This window comes from Paracoccus broussonetiae, from assembly GCF_031854425.1.
Classification (GTDB): domain Bacteria; phylum Pseudomonadota; class Alphaproteobacteria; order Rhodobacterales; family Rhodobacteraceae; genus Paracoccus; species Paracoccus broussonetiae.
The window spans coordinates 58,379-73,261 of record NZ_JAVRQI010000012.1 but is presented as its reverse complement, the minus strand read 5'-3'; the positions used below and the strand labels follow the sequence as shown (position 1 = coordinate 73,261).

General features: G+C 62.9%; 12 protein-coding genes. 8 read left to right on the top strand and 4 right to left on the bottom strand.

Going from position 1 to position 14,883, the window contains the following annotated elements:
• Positions 1-201 precede the first annotated feature (201 nt).
• Positions 202-837, top strand: coding sequence for a hypothetical protein (locus RM190_RS15725; RefSeq protein ID WP_311760413.1), 636 nt, complete (start codon positions 202-204; stop codon positions 835-837).
• Positions 838-847: 10 nt separating this feature from the next.
• Entirely contained in the window at positions 848-1,714 is an 867-nt protein-coding gene (locus tag RM190_RS15720; RefSeq protein ID WP_311760412.1) for a helix-turn-helix domain-containing protein, read from the top strand.
• 18 nt (positions 1,715-1,732) lie between these two features.
• Here the strand turns inward: RM190_RS15720 and RM190_RS15715 are convergent, their stop codons facing one another.
• Complete coding sequence (locus RM190_RS15715; RefSeq protein WP_311760411.1) at positions 1,733-2,641, bottom strand: helix-turn-helix domain-containing protein; 909 nt, start codon at positions 2,639-2,641, stop codon at positions 1,733-1,735.
• 280 nt (positions 2,642-2,921) lie between these two features.
• Between RM190_RS15715 and RM190_RS15710 the strand changes: the two genes are divergently transcribed.
• The 6 genes from RM190_RS15710 to RM190_RS15685 all read left to right on the top strand — a co-directional run bounded on the left by RM190_RS15710 (position 2,922) and on the right by RM190_RS15685 (position 9,309).
• Positions 2,922-3,758 (top strand): alpha/beta fold hydrolase, encoded by an 837-nt coding sequence (locus tag RM190_RS15710; RefSeq protein ID WP_311760410.1) that lies wholly within the window; start codon positions 2,922-2,924, stop codon positions 3,756-3,758.
• Positions 3,759-3,897: 139 nt separating this feature from the next.
• A complete protein-coding gene (locus RM190_RS15705; protein ID WP_311760409.1) occupies positions 3,898-4,578 on the top strand; it encodes a hydrolase in 681 nt (226 codons plus the stop codon).
• Positions 4,579-4,629: 51 nt separating this feature from the next.
• Positions 4,630-4,866: a XapX domain-containing protein gene (locus tag RM190_RS15700; protein ID WP_311760408.1), complete on the top strand. Its 237-nt coding sequence runs from the start codon at positions 4,630-4,632 to the stop codon at positions 4,864-4,866.
• A complete protein-coding gene (locus RM190_RS15695; RefSeq protein ID WP_311760407.1) occupies positions 4,866-6,731 on the top strand; it encodes an amidohydrolase in 1,866 nt (621 codons plus the stop codon). Before RM190_RS15700 ends, RM190_RS15695 begins: the two co-directional genes overlap by 1 nt.
• Before the next feature lie 58 nt (positions 6,732-6,789).
• Positions 6,790-8,376, top strand: a complete 1,587-nt coding sequence (locus tag RM190_RS15690; RefSeq protein WP_311760406.1) for an MFS transporter — start codon at positions 6,790-6,792, stop codon at positions 8,374-8,376.
• 3 nt (positions 8,377-8,379) lie between these two features.
• Positions 8,380-9,309, top strand: coding sequence for a pirin family protein (locus tag RM190_RS15685; protein WP_311760405.1), 930 nt, complete (start codon positions 8,380-8,382; stop codon positions 9,307-9,309).
• 196 nt (positions 9,310-9,505) lie between these two features.
• Here the strand turns inward: RM190_RS15685 and RM190_RS15680 are convergent, their stop codons facing one another.
• From RM190_RS15680 to RM190_RS15670, 3 genes are read right to left on the bottom strand one after another with little or no spacing between them, the layout of a single operon-like run.
• Positions 9,506-10,834: an HlyD family type I secretion periplasmic adaptor subunit gene (locus RM190_RS15680; protein ID WP_311760404.1), complete on the bottom strand. Its 1,329-nt coding sequence runs from the start codon at positions 10,832-10,834 to the stop codon at positions 9,506-9,508.
• Positions 10,831-12,822: a type I secretion system permease/ATPase gene (locus RM190_RS15675; RefSeq protein ID WP_311760403.1), complete on the bottom strand. Its 1,992-nt coding sequence runs from the start codon at positions 12,820-12,822 to the stop codon at positions 10,831-10,833. The genes RM190_RS15680 and RM190_RS15675 overlap by 4 nt, the downstream gene beginning before the upstream one ends.
• Positions 12,819-14,774, bottom strand: coding sequence for a hypothetical protein (locus RM190_RS15670; RefSeq protein ID WP_311760402.1), 1,956 nt, complete (start codon positions 14,772-14,774; stop codon positions 12,819-12,821). The genes RM190_RS15675 and RM190_RS15670 overlap by 4 nt, the downstream gene beginning before the upstream one ends.
• Positions 14,775-14,883: the final 109 nt, after the last annotated feature.

Genomic DNA, 14,883 nt, shown 5'->3' with positions numbered 1-14,883 from the left:
CGCGTAAAGCCTAGCGTCGGATCGTAGCTTTCGTCGCTGTCCAAGTTACACCTTCAACAGCAGGAATGAACAAGATTTGCGCCAGACCAGCCACTAGGGTCTGGCTCGTAACGAGGGCACCCGTCCGGTTTCCGACTGTCTTCGTTCCGTCAAAGGCTGAATCGCTGGCCTCACCAAGAACGGATGATTGCCGGAGGAGCCTTGAACATTTCCACAATAGAATCCGGCCGCGTCGGCGCATTCTTCGGTATGCCTCGCGCGCCCTGCATTTCAATCGCTCCAGTTCGATCAGAAACCTTTTCGGCGACCAGGATCAACAGGACGCTGCGCGAGGGCGAGATCGTCAACGTGACACTGCCTGCTGCGGACGCCTATTTCGTGATGGTATACCTTGAAGCGGCCGTGTATGCCGACGTGCAGGAAGATGGCAGGTCCACGATTCCCAAGAGCTATGCCACCGGCTCCGTTTGCCTTGTGGACCTTTGCCAGGGCGTGGCCATCAGCCTTCGCAGTTCGCTCCATTCCCTTGCTTTGGTCATCCCGAAACCCTTGCTGTTGGAGGTGGAGGCGATCCGTACTGCGGAAGGCGGACGCGTTCCCGATCCCCCGCGTCTTGTTTGTCGCCGGGCCGAAGCGGACCCGGTGATCGCAAGCATTGCGGCCGTTCTTCTTCCGTTATTTGAACGCGACGATCCTGCGTCATCGGCGCTGCTCCGTCACCTTGCGACCGCGATCTGCGCGCATCTTCTGCACAATTTCTCTGCAAAGCCAGATCATTGGGAAAAGAACCTCACCTCCCAAGAGAACAAGACGGGTAGGTCGAACGATGATTGCTGAACACGCGAACATGACAGTCCCGGACCCCCTGCATTTGGGCCTGATAACGGCCAACCGCCGTTCCCATGACGAGCGGCCTTCCCCCTATGAGGAAACATGGGGCAATGAGGAGGCTTTCGAAGTTCAAACCCAGTTGCGGGATCTGCACAGTCATAAGCTTTGGCGCGACAGCCGACTTGTCTTCGAGGGGGGACATTCCGCGCGGACGCTGACCATAAACGACCTGAGACCCAACTGGAGGGTGTGCTACCTGTCCGCGTTCGACAGGGTTTCGTTCCATATCCCCTTTCTGTCCGTGCAGGATTTCGCAAGAGAGGCGGGGCGGCCCGAGTTCAATAGCCTGCACTGTTCCGGTGCCACGCAGGACACCATCCTGAACGGTCTCGCGCAGGCGCTTCTGCCGGCTTTGGCGAACCCGCAGCGGGCGTGCCAACTTTTCCTTGAACAGATCGGCCTCGCCATTCTTGTCCACCTGACCCAGACCTATGGCGGCTTGCATTTTCCCGCCGATCAGAAAGGCACGCTCGCTGCATGGCAGGAGGAAAGAGCGACAGAGTTCCTGGCAGCACATGTCGCGGGGGACTTCTCGCTGGATATTCTTGCCGGTACCTGCCAGCTTTCGAGAAGCTATTTCAGCAAGGCATTCAAGCAGAGTTTCGGCAAGACGCCCTATCGCTGGTTGCTGGAATACAGGGTCGGGCGGGCAAAGGAGCTGCTGCGGTCGGACATGCCGATCTCGCAGGTGGCGCTTGAATGCGGGTTTTCCGACCAAAGCCATCTGACCCGGGTCTTCTCGATGATCTTGGGCGAAACGCCCGGCCAATGGCGGCGGGCGCTTCGCAGTCCGATCACATCGATGGCGTGTCCAAACCTTTAGGCAATTTGCAGCACCGGGCTATGCCCGGACCGCTTTGCGCCATTGCCCCGGTGACGCCCCTACGCTGGATGCAAAGACCCGAGTGAAGTGGCTTTGGTCGGAAAAGCCGCAATCGAGGGCGATCTCCCCAAGGGTCAGGGCGGTCGCCCGCAGCAGGTGCTTGGCCTTGTCGATTCTGCGTCTCAGGATCCACTTGTAGGGGGGCATCCCGGTCGAAAGCTTGAAGGCACGCGAAAAATACGATGGCGACAGGCCGCAGGCATGGGCGACATCGGCAACCTGAACATCGCCGTCCAGCTTCGCGTCCATGATCTCGGTCGCGCGCTTCAATTGCCAGGGCGACAAACCGCCAGGATGCGGGGGGCGCGGCTGGCCAGCCTCGCCATAGGTCACGGCCAAATGGGTGCAGAGCGCAAGCCCGACATGATCCATGAACAGGCGACTGGCCTGGTCTGGGCGGGTGAAAGACGGAAGAAGTGCGCCGACTAGTCCGCGCACGGCCTGATCGTCCACATCCCCGCCCGGCCGGATGTTCAGCGTTTCGATGCGCCGGGTGCCCAGATCTTCCTCGAGCGCCGTCAGCGCCGCCCGGGGAATATAGAAGTTCACGCAATCGAAGGCCGACTTCATATTGGCCTGCCACGACCGGTTATAGTCGTAGAACGTGAAGTTTCCCGCATGGAAGGCCGGGGCGCTGACGTTCTTGCCGTCAACCCAGAGATCGCCTTGATAGTCGCTCAACTGGTAAGCCATCATGAATGCGTCTTCCGGCAAATGCTGGTCGACGAATCCGTGGTTCGGGGTGTCCCGCGTAAGCCGCGTGACCGTAATGATGCTCTTGTTCAGGACGGATGCCCTGACCGTCTGCCCGCCCTGGACGCGCAGGTATTCCATCTGCTCGTTGCTGGCACCGGATCGTCTTGCCATTGCCTATCTTCTCTGCCGTGTTCCCCAGCCCTTCCGGACCGGTATCGTTTTGGGATCGTTTTATCCAAAATCAGAGGCTTGGCGACAAGATAAGGCATGAATGCCCCCCTATGGTCCGCCGCGTGTACCGACATCGAAAACCAAGGCACCGCCAATGAATGCTCCAAGCCCAAGCCGCCGAACCGTCCTGCTTTCCGGAGCGGCACTGCTGGCCGCGACGGCACTTCCGCTCCCGGCATTGGCCACGTCCTCATCCACCCCTTTTCAAGGAGAAATGACCATGAATTTCGTCACCTCTTCAGATGGAGTCGACATCTTCTACAAGGATTGGGGCCCACGGGACGCCCAGCCGATCATGTTCCATCACGGCTGGCCCCTGTCCTCGGACGACTGGGACGCACAGATGCTGTTCTTCGTGGCCCAGGGATTTCGCGTGGTCGCCCACGACCGGCGCGGCCACGGGCGTTCGACCCAGGTGTCGGACGGGCATGACATGGACCATTACGCCGCCGATGCCTTTGCGGTCGTCGAGGCGCTGGATCTGAAGAACGTCGTTCATATCGGCCACTCGACCGGCGGCGGCGAGGTGGCCCGCTATGTGGCCAAGCACGGACAGCCCGCGGGCCGCGTCGCCAAGGCGATCCTTGTCGCTGCCGTGCCGCCGTTGATGCTGAAGACCGACGCAAACCCCGAAGGCCTGCCGATGGAGGTCTTCGACGGCTTCCGCAGCGCCCTTGCCGCGAACCGCGCGCAATTCTTCCGCGACGTGCCTGCCGGTCCTTTCTACGGCTTCAACCGCGAAGGCGCGACGGTGCATGAAGGGGTCATCCAGAACTGGTGGCGCCAGGGGATGATGGGCGGCGCGAAGGCGCATTACGACGGCATCAAGGCCTTTTCGGAAACCGACCAGACCGAGGACTTGCGGACGATCACCGTGCCTACGCTGGTCCTGCATGGCGAGGATGATCAGATCGTGCCGATCCATGATGCGGCCCACAAGGCCATCAAGCTGCTGACGAACGGCACGCTGAAGACCTATCCCGCCTTCTCGCACGGGATGCTGACGGTGAACGCCGACACCCTCAACGCCGACATCCTGGCGTTCATCCAGGGCTGATCGCCGACCGCGCATGGCGGAAGGGTCCCGGACTGCCGCAGGGAGAACAGCGATGTTCCGATTGCTGCCATTCTCTTCCGCCATGCTGCACGGCATCGCCAGTTCAAAGCTAACACGACCAACACAAACGGACCGACAGATGAACAGCAAACTGGAACTGCTGACCCCAACGAACAGCCAATTGATCCTGATCGATCACCAGCCGCAGATGGCTTTCGGCGTGCAGTCGATCGACCGCCAGGTCCTGAAGAACAACACGGTTGCACTGGCGAAATCAGCGAAGATCTTCGACATTCCGACCACGATCACCACGGTCGAGACCGAAAGCTTTTCGGGCCATACCTATCCCGAACTGCTGGACGTCTTCCCCGATGCCCCGTTGCTTGAGCGGACCTCGATGAACTCGTGGGACGACAAGAAGGTGCGCGATGCGCTGGCCGCGAACGGGCGCAAGAAGATCGTCGTCTCGGGCCTTTGGACCGAGGTCTGCAACCTGTCCTTCGCACTGTCGGCATTGGCGGATACAGATTACGAAATCTACATGGTTTCCGATGCCTCGGGCGGCACCAGCAAGGAATCGCATGACATGGCGATGATGCGCATGATGCAGGTCGGCGTGATCCCCGTGACCTGGCAGCAGGTGCTGCTGGAATGGCAGCGCGACTGGGCCCGCCGCGATACCTATGACGCGGTCATCGACGTGGTGCGCGAACATTCCGGCGCCTACGGCATGGGCGTCGACTACGCCTATACCATGGTCCACAAGGCCGCCTCGCGCAGCAGCCACACCGGCCAGACGCTCGCCCCGGTCAAGGCCTGAAGGAAACCGCGCCGCGTCTTCGGACGCGGCCGAACCGCCCGGGGGATTCCCATGAAGATCTACCTTGTCTCGCTTGCCTGCGGCCTTCTTGTCGGCGTGATCTACAGCCTTCTGCATGTCCGCTCGCCTGCACCGCCGGTTGTCGCCCTTGTGGGCCTTCTGGGCATCCTCATCGGCGAACAGGCAGTGCCGGTCTGGCGTTGGCTGACTGCTGATCGCCCGGCCGAACACAGTCTAAACCATGTCTTCGGCGAACTGCCGAGTGCCCACCAGCGAAGGAAATCCTGATGCAGCCAGACCTGATCCTGCACAATGCACGCATCACGACGCTGGAGCGTGCCGCTCCGCTGGTGCAGGCCGTGTCGATCACGGATGGCACCTTTGCCGAGGCCGGGCGCGACGGCGATATCCTGCCGCTGGCCGGCCTCGCGACACGGATCATCGATATGCGTGGACGCTTGGTCCTGCCGGGGTTGATCGACAATCACACCCATGTCGTGCGGGGTGGGCTGAACTACAACATGGAACTGCGCTGGGACGGCGTCAGGTCGCTGTCGGACGCGATGTCGATGCTTCGGCGGCAGGTGGAGATCACGCCGCCGCCGCAATGGGTCCGCGTCATCGGTGGCTTTACCGAACATCAGTTCGACGAAAAGCGCCTGCCGACGCTGGACGAGATCAATGCCGTGGCACCTGACACGCCGGTCTTCATCCTGCATCTTTACGACCGGGCCCTGCTGAATGCCGCCGCATTGCGCGCCGTCGGCTATGACCGCGACACCCCGAACCCGCCGGGCGGAGAGATCCAGCGTGACGCGCGCGGCAATCCAACGGGGCTGCTTCTGGCCAAGCCCAATGCGGGCATTCTTTACGCCACGCTGGCGCGGGGACCGAAGCTGCCCTTTGACTACCAGCTGAACTCGACCCGTCACTTCATGCGGGAATTGAACCGTCTTGGCATCACGGGCGTGATCGACGCGGGCGGGGGGATGCAGAACTATCCCGAAGACTATGAGATCATCCAGAAGCTGGCCGATGACGACCAGCTGACCGTGCGCCTTGCCTACAACCTGTTCACCCAAAAGCCCAAGGAGGAGAAGGCGGACTTCCTCAACTGGACGAAGTCGGTGACCTATCGTCAGGGCGACGATTACTTCCGCCACAATGGCGCAGGCGAAATGCTGGTCTTTTCGGCCGCCGACTTCGAGGACTTTCGCGAGCCGCGCCCGGACCTGTCCCCCGGCATGGAGGATGACCTGGAGGATGTCGTCCGCATCCTTGCCGAGAACCGTTGGCCCTGGCGCATGCACGCGACCTATGACGAGACGATCAGCCGCGCGCTGGATGTGTTCGAGAAGGTGAACCGCGACATCCCGCTGACCGGCATCAACTGGTTCTTCGACCATGCCGAGACAATTTCTGATCGGTCGCTGGACCGCGTGGCGGCCTTGGGCGGCGGAGTCGCGGTGCAGCACCGCATGGCATATCAGGGCGAATATTTCGTCGAACGCTACGGCGCGCGCGCGGCCGAGGCGACGCCTCCCGTCGCACGGATGCTGGAAAAGGGCGTGCGGACCTCGGCCGGGACCGATGCGACGCGGGTCGCCTCATATAATCCGTGGGTGGGCCTGTCCTGGCTGATCAGCGGCAGGACGGTGGGCGGGTTGCGGATCACCCCCGAACGTAATCGGCTGGACCGCGACACCGCACTGCGGATGTGGACGGAAAAGGTTGCCTGGTTCTCGAACGACGAAGGCCGCCGGGGTCGCATTGCTCCGGGTTATCTTGCCGATCTGATCGTGCCGGATCGCGATTTCTTCTCATGCCCCGAGGACGACATTCCCGACATTACCAGCGAGCTGACCATGGTTGGCGGCAAGGTGGTTTATGGCAAGGGCGACTTCGCCGATCTTGACCGCACGCAAATCCCGCCGGCAATGCCCGACTGGTCGCCCGTGCGCCGGTTTGGCGGCTACGCGGCCTGGGGCGCCGGCGAGCCTGCGGTTGCAAAAACGGCGGCCGTCCGTTGCGGCTGCGCCTCGGCCTGCGGCGTCCACGGCCACGATCACGCTGGGGCCTGGGGCGCAAGCCTGCCCGTATCGGATCTCAAGGGCTTCTGGGGCGCGCTTGGTTGCGCGTGCTGGGCGGTATGAGGATCGTCTCGAGCCATGCCACGACCATAATCCGGACAAGCCTGTGGAGGGCTGAACCATGACCGATACACCCCAAACCACGCCCGAGACCGGTGGCCCATGGAGCCCCTTCCGACAAAGCGCTTTCACCGTGCTGTGGATTGCCACCGTCGTTTCGAACATCGGGACCTGGATGAATGACGTCGGCGCGGGATGGCTGATGACCAGCCTGGCACCGTCGCCTCAGATCGTTGCGATGGTGCAGGCGGCGACCACGCTGCCGGTATTCCTGTTCGCAATCATCGCCGGAGCGGTGGCCGACATCGTTGATCGTCGCAAGCTGCTGCTGGTCGTGAACATCGCGCTGGCAATCGTGGCCTTAGCGGTGACCGCCGTCGTGCAAGCCGAAGCCATGACGCCGGTCCTTCTGTTGATCTTCACCTTTCTTCTGGGAAGTGGTGCGGCGTTCATCGCACCGGCCTGGCAGGCCATCGTGCCAAAACTGGTCCCGCGGCAGGACCTGACGGCGGCGGTCGCGTTGAACTCGATGGGCATCAATATCAGCCGCGCCATCGGGCCCGCGGTGGCGGGCATGTTGATCGCGGCCTTCGGGCTGGTCTGGCCATTTGCGCTGAACGCTGTCTCGACGCTGGTGGTCATCGCCGCGCTGATCTGGTGGAAACCGCAGGTCGAACCCGCCCGCAAGCTGCCGGCCGAGCATGTCTTTGGTGCAGCGATCGCAGGCCTGCGCTATGCGATCTTTACCCGGCCATTGCGGCTGGTCCTTGTTCGTGCAGCCGGGTTCTTTCTTTTTGCCAGCGCATTCTGGGCGATGCTGCCACTGGTGGCGCGGAACGTCCTGAGTGGCGGCGCAGGGCTTTACGGAGCGCTTCTGGCCTCAGTCGGGATCGGCGCGGTCGGCGGTGCGCTGGTCCTGCCCAAGCTGCGCACACGGCTTGGTCCAGACCGGACGGTGGTCCTTGGTTCGGCGGGCACGGCGATCGTGCTGGTCGTGCTGGCGCTGGTGCCAGGGCAAGCGCCAGCGCTGCTGGCCGGACTGATTGGCGGGGCATCCTGGATCGCGGTCCTCTCCAGCCTGAATGTCGCCGCACAATCGGCCCTGCCTGATTGGGTGCGCGCGCGGGGATTGGCCATCTATCTGACGGTATTTTCGGGCGCAATGTCGCTGGGCAGTCTTGGTTGGGGCACGATCGCGGCCCACACGTCTGTTCCGACGGCGCTGCTGGTTGCCGCGCTGGGGCTTGTCGTCACGGTCCCGGCAACGCTTTGGGCACGGTTGGGCGGACATGCCGAGGATCACAGCCCGGCGCACCACTGGCCCGAGCCGAAGGCTGCCCCCGAGGATCAACCAGCCACCATCTGGATCGCCTATGATGTCCCTGTCGAGCGGCACGCCGCCTTCATTGCCCTGATGCAGGAACAGCGTCGCAGCCGTCGCGCCCATGGTGCACATGGCTGGGTGCTGCGCCAGGACGCCTCCCGTCCGACCAGGCTGATCGAAAGCTGGCACGAGGCATCCTGGTTGGCGCATCTTCGCCACCACGACCGGGTAACCCATGCCGAGAAGGCGCTGCAGGACCGCATTCGTGCCATGCTGAACGACGCTCCCGAGATCCATCACACCACTGCCCCAAGGAACATTTGAGCCATGAGCTGGAACCCCACCCAAAACCCGGAATGTCCCCTGGACTCACTCGACAGCATCGAGACGCTGATCATTCCGCGCGCCCGCGACCTGGGCGGGTTCGAAGTGCGTCGCGCGCTGCCTGCCCCGAAACGTCAGATGGTCGGCCCGTTCATCTTCTTCGACCAGATGGGCCCGGCCGAGTTCCTGACCGGCGGTGGAATCGACGTGCGCCCGCATCCCCATATCGGGCTTGCCACCGTCACCTATCTTTACAAGGGCGAGTTCCATCACCGCGACAGCACCGGGGCCGACCAGATGGTCTATCCGGGCGAGGTGAACTGGATGATCGCGGGTAACGGCGTTACCCATTCCGAGCGCACCTCCGACGAGATGCGCACAAGGCCCGGCTCGCTTTTCGGCATCCAGACATGGGTGGCCCTGCCCGAACATGCCGAAGACAGCGACGCCAGCTTCGAACATCACGGACGCGAGGCGCTGCCCTTTATCGACGAGGGCGGCAAGCAGGTTCGCCTGATCCTTGGCTCGGCCTATGGCGCGACCGCTCCGGTCAAGACCTTCACCGAAACCTTCTATGCCGATGCGGTGCTGGCGGCTGGCGCAAAACTGCCTTTGCCCGACAACCACGAGGATCGCGGCGTCTATGTGTCCGAAGGGTCGGTCACCATTGCGGGCGACACGTTCGAGGCGGGTCGGATGATGGTGTTCCGCCCGGGCGACCGCATCACCCTGACTGCCGGGGAGCGTGGCGCCCGTCTGATGGTTCTGGGCGGCGAGACGCTGAACGGGCCGCGCTATATCTCGTGGAACTTCGTTGCCTCCTCGCAGGAGCGCATCGACGCCGCCAAGGAGGCATGGCGGCAAGGCGACTGGGCGCATGGCCGCTTTCAACTGCCGCCCGGTGACGATGCCGAGTTCATTCCGCTTCCGTGACTTGGAAGGTGCGCGTCCTCGGCCAGCTTGATGGCCAGAGCCGCGCAATGAGGCGACAATGCGGACAGCCGGTCCCTGCGGATGCGGTTGTCTTGCGCTGCGATCCAGCTTTCCGGGCAGGCTTGCATTCCGGCAGATGCGGTGACGCCGAACCGCAGCTTTTCAGGCCCATTTCCTTCGCCGCCCCTGGCTTACCCTAGTTCTCGCGGAAGGCGCGGGACAGGCTGTCTTCGATCGGCTTGACCAGATATTCGAAGAAGGTGCGGGCAGCCGTTTCAATCATGACTTCGGCTGGCATTCCGGGGGTGGGGTGAAAGCCCGGAACCCGCTCAAGTTCGCTGGCCGGCAAGGCGACGCGGGCAAGGTAGATCTCATGCCGCACCCCATCGGTTTCCGTCGCAAGCGCATCGGCCGACACATAGACCAGCGTGCCCTGCAGCACAGGGGTCGTGCGCTGGTTCAGCGCAGTCAGCCGCACTGCCGCATGCTGGCCCACCTCGACATCGTCGATATCGCCGCGCGAAATCTGGGACTCGATCACCAAGGGCGCATCCAGCGGCAGGATTTCCAGGATCGGTTTGCCCGCCTCGATCACGCCGCCGGGGGTGTGGTAATACAACCGGACGATGGTGCCCGAAACCGGGGACAGGATCTCTGATCGCTCAAGGATATCCTGCGCCTTCATCGACTGCTCGCGCACGCTGTCCAGATCGGCCTCGATCGATTGGCTTTCGTCCATCGCGGTCTGCGTGTGCTGGTTGCGGGTCTGAGAGATCTCGCGTTCGGCCTTGCGGATGGTTTCCTCGGTCTCGGCGATCTCGGCGTTCAGGCGACCGATCTGACCTTCGGCATCCGCAATGGCGCGGGCCAGCGTATTCACGTCGCTGCGCCGTACAAGACCGCGCTTGAACAGGTGCTCGCGGGTATCAAGATCCTCGCGCAGCAGGTTGGCCTGAATTTGCACCGCCGCCAGTTCCTTTTGGAAACCTTGGATGCGCGAACGACCGGCGGCGATATTGCTTTCCAGGAGCCCGACTTCCCCGTCCAGCTTGGTGCGCGCGGTTCGAAAGGCACCCATCTGCTCGGTCATGATCGCGGCAAAGCTGGGATCGTCGCCCCGCTGGTTCAGCCAGTCCGAAAACAGGGGCTGGTTGGCATGGTCATACTCGGCGCGCAACCTTGCGCCGATCGCCTCAAGCCGGGCACGGCGCAGGTCCAGTTCACGCTGGTTGGCCTGCGCGGCGGTGCCGTCCAGTCGCAGCAGCGCCTGTCCTTCGGTGACGCTGTCGCCCTCGCCCACAAGGATTTCGTGGATGATGCCGCCCTCAAGGTGCTGGACGATCTTGTTCTTGCCGGTGGCGACGAAGGTGCCGGGCGACATGATCGCCGCCGCAAGGGGCGCGCGCAGCGCCCATGTGCCGAAGCCGCCAAAGGCAAGGGCCAGAAGCACCAGCCCGACGGTCAGATGCCAGCGAACCGAGCGCGGCACCTGCGCATAGATCTGGTTGTCGGTGTGCAGCATCATGGCGTCGTTCCCGCTGGACCGGATGACGGGGACGCCGGTGGCGCCGACGGCGCGGCGTTGGGCAGCACGCTTTCGGACTGCCGCTGGCGGGCCAGTTTTTCAAGCATCTGGTCGCGTGCGCCGAACATCGCGATCTGCCCGTCGGCCAGCAGCATGATATTGTCGACGTCGCGCAGCACCGCCTGTTTCTGGGTAATGACGATCATCGTGATCCGGTCGCGCTTGGCCAGCGCCATCGCCCGCGACAGCGCCCGGTCGCCCGCCGTGTCGAGGTTCGAGTTCGGCTCATCCAGCACCACCAGCCGGGGATTGCCGAAAAACGCACGCGCCAGCCCGATACGCTGCTTTTGCCCGCCCGACAGGGGCGAGCCATCGGCGGCCACCATCGTTTCATAGCCTTCGGGCAGCTTCGCGATCATGTCATGAACATCGGCCAGGACCGCCGCCTGATAGATATCCTCGTCGCTGGCATCAAAGCGCATGCGGGCGATATTCGCCTTGATCGTGCCGGGAAACAGTTGCACGTCCTGTGGCAGATAGCCGATGGACTGACCCAGTTGCCGCTGATCCCAGTTGCGCAGGTCCATCAGGTCCAGCCGCACGCTGCCTGAAGTGGGCAGGATCGAGCCGACGAGCATCTTGCCCAAGGTCGTCTTTCCCGCGCTGGATTTACCGACAATGGCCAGCGAAATCCCGGGATTCAGCGAAAAGGTAACCGAGTTCAGCACCACCCGCTTGGTCCCGACCGGGACGTAGAGCAGGCGCTCGACATCCAGCCGCCCTTCGGGCCGGGGCAGTTGCAGCCTTTGCTGGTTCAGCGGCGAGGATTTCAGCAGGCTCTGGATGCGTCCATAGGCCGAACGCGACAGCGAGACGCTGTTCCAGCCCTCGATCGCGCCTTCGATCGGGGCCAGCGCCCGGCCCGCGATGATCGAGGCGGCGATGACCATGCCGCCGGTGATCTGCCCGTGCAGCGCAAGGTTCGCACCCCAGCCCAGCAACCCCACCTGTGTCAGCAGCCGCACCCCACGCGACAGACCGGCAAAGAAGATGTTGCGGTCCTGCGCCTTGACCTGCGCTGCCATCGAGCCCGCCGCGTCCCGTCCCCAGATTGTCACCGCCTCGGGGATCATGGCCAGCGCATTGATGATCTGCGAATTGCGCGCCATCGATTCCAGATGCAGGTTGGCGCGGCTCAGGTGGCGGTTCGCCTCGGCAAAGGGCTTGGCGGTGAAGTGCTGGTTGATCAGCGCGATCGACAGCAGCAGGATCGCCGTTGCCAGCACGATGAAGCCCAGTTGCGGATGGACCAGAAAGATCGCCAGGATAAAGACCGGGGTGAAGGGCAGGTCCAGCATGGATAGCAGCGTTCCCGAAACCAGGAAGTTGCGCAGCGTCTGCAGGTCGCCCAGGGTCTGGTATTCCTGCCCGTTGCTTTGCAGCGATGCGCGCGCCGCCGCTGACAGGATCGGTGCACCCAGCCGCGCCGAAAGATCCACCGAACTGCGCAGCAGCATCCCCCGCCGGATGCCGTCAAACGTCACCTGCAGTAACACCGCGCCGATGATCAGCACCGTCAGCATGATGAGCGTGTCGATCGAACGGCTGGTCAGCACCCGGTCCGAGATCTGGAACAGATAGATCGGGATCGCCAGCACAAGGATATTGGTGACTCCGCTGAACAGCAGCACCCCAAGGATATTGGCCCAGATCTGGCGCAGGCTGGCCTGCAATGCATGCGAGATGTCGGGCTCGGCCACCCGCTTGTGAAATCCTGCGGACTTCCCGCCTGGACCGGCGGGCAGATCGGGCAATCGCCCGGCCTGCTGATCGATGATCGGACCCTTGCCCAAGGGGGCGGCGCTGCTGGGCGGGCGCGGCGTCTGCTGCTGCCAGCCCTGCCCCATGCCCTGGGCGGTGTCCTGCTGCTGTCCCTGCCCTGTCTGGGCGTTGCGCCCGAAGGGGCCTCGCGTTCTGTCCTGTGTCATGCCAGCACGGTTTCCATGATGTCGGCCGGAACCGCGCCGTCATGATGCAGCGGACCGACTTCGCGGTCGCCATCATTCTGGTCCAGCATGCCATCGGCCAGAAACAGCACCGCCTCGCTGGCCAATGGCGCGGGTCCGGCCCCCATATGCAGGGGCCGTTCGCTGACCAGTTCGGCCTGGTGCAGCAAGGCGTCGGAATAGTAACCTCCGCCGGAATGGATGGTCGCATCGACACCGTATTCGGTGATCTGCGCCACGTTGACCAGCGTGTTCGAGCCGGTGACCACGCGGACATCGCCGCCAAGCTGGGCATCCGACAGATAGGTCTCGATCTGGTCGGCATCGCCCAGCACATTGGTCTGGCGGATCATGTTGACCGAAACCAGATCGCCTTTGATGTGCAGCACGCGCAGCACGTCAAGGCCCGCAAAGGCCGGATCGTTCAGGACCGAGGCCGGCAGGATCACCCGCCCATCAGCCGCCAGCCGCATCATCGTGTCATAGGCATCGTTCGATCCCGCGAAATTCTCGCGGCCGATCTGGTTGATGGTAGCATCGTTGACCAGAAGGTTGTCGCCAGAGCTGATCCTGCCGCCACCCGCGCCCATGTTGATGCTGTCATTGTCCAGCATGACGTTGGTCTGCAGGATCGCGTTCAGGTTCAGGATATACCCGTCGATGATGATCAGGTCGAATTGCGAGCCAAGCTCGGCCAGCGAGACATGGTTCACCGCGCCGTTATCCCCGATCAGCAACAGCGTCTTGTCTCCGTGCAGCGTGAACGAGGTGATGTCGTCGTCGCTGATGAAATTGTACTGGTCGATCCAGTTGACGCTGACCAGACTCCCCTCCAGCGTCGCGGTCAGCCAGAACTGCGGCGCATCGCCGTCGCCGGTCGGATGGGACAGCGGATTGGCCGTCAGGCTGTAGGATGCGAAATTCAGCGCGTTGGTCGGGCTCTGGTCCAAATCCAGCACGCCATTGGGCGACAGGATGCGGTCCAGATCGCTCCAGACATTGACCTGGCTGATGATGGTGTAGCTGTAGACCCCCTGCGCCGCCGCCAGCACCGGGGCGGTGATCCAGGCCGAGACGATATTGGCCTCGTTGACCAGCATGTTGTTGCCAAGCACGATCTCATGCTGGGCGGTATTGTCGCGCCAATCCTCATCCTGCCGTTCCTGCGTATAGGCGGGCAGCAGGGCGTCCAGATCCGGGCGCGCATCGACAGCCACTCCATCCTGATACTTGCCCAGCACGTCTTGTCCCGTCCGGGTCCAGCTTACAGATCCTTCGGGCAGGTTGGCAGGGGCCTCGGCATCGCGAAACAGCTGCGCCATCTCCAGAAACGCGTCATCGCCCGAAGAGGGTTCCACCGGCAGCGACACGCCCAGTTGCCCCGCTTGGTCGTAAAGCATCTGCAAGGGTGCGTTTGCGCCATCCTCGCCAAAGGGAATCTCACCCCGCAGCACCAGATCGCCGTCGTAAAGGACCGATTGCTGAAAGTTGTACAGAGCCACGGAATCAGGGGCCGGCATTGTCCATTCGGGAACGGGATGCTCGGGCGGGGTGTGCGGCTCGGGCGGGGTTCCGGGCGGATGCGAGGTCGCGACAGTCCCGATGACCGGGGGATTGAAGTCGCGGATTTGCTCGGGCGGCAGGGCAAAGGGGATCGGAGCCCGCTCCAGATCCATGGGCTGCCGGCTTAGAACCGGGGTCAGCTCGTAAGGGGACGGGCTGGGGGGAGTATAGGTTAGGCCGGGCAGAAAGTCCGGAACCTCGAAAGGATAGGCTGTCACCAGATCCTTGGGAACGATGTGGCCCGGATCGAATTCGACACGGGCCGGGTCCAGTTCCTCGTAATTGATCCTAAGCCGGATGACTTCGTCGGTAATGTGAAAAATGCCGATGAAATGCCAGATTGCTTCGTCAGCCGCAGATATCAAAAGCATGTCGTGATCCTTCCCAGACGAGTCCCTCGGCGGCCGGTCCGAAGGGGTTCTCGCTACATGCGTCCTGCGCGAATGAGCTTCGCGCAGGATATTTTTTCAGATCTTGGCC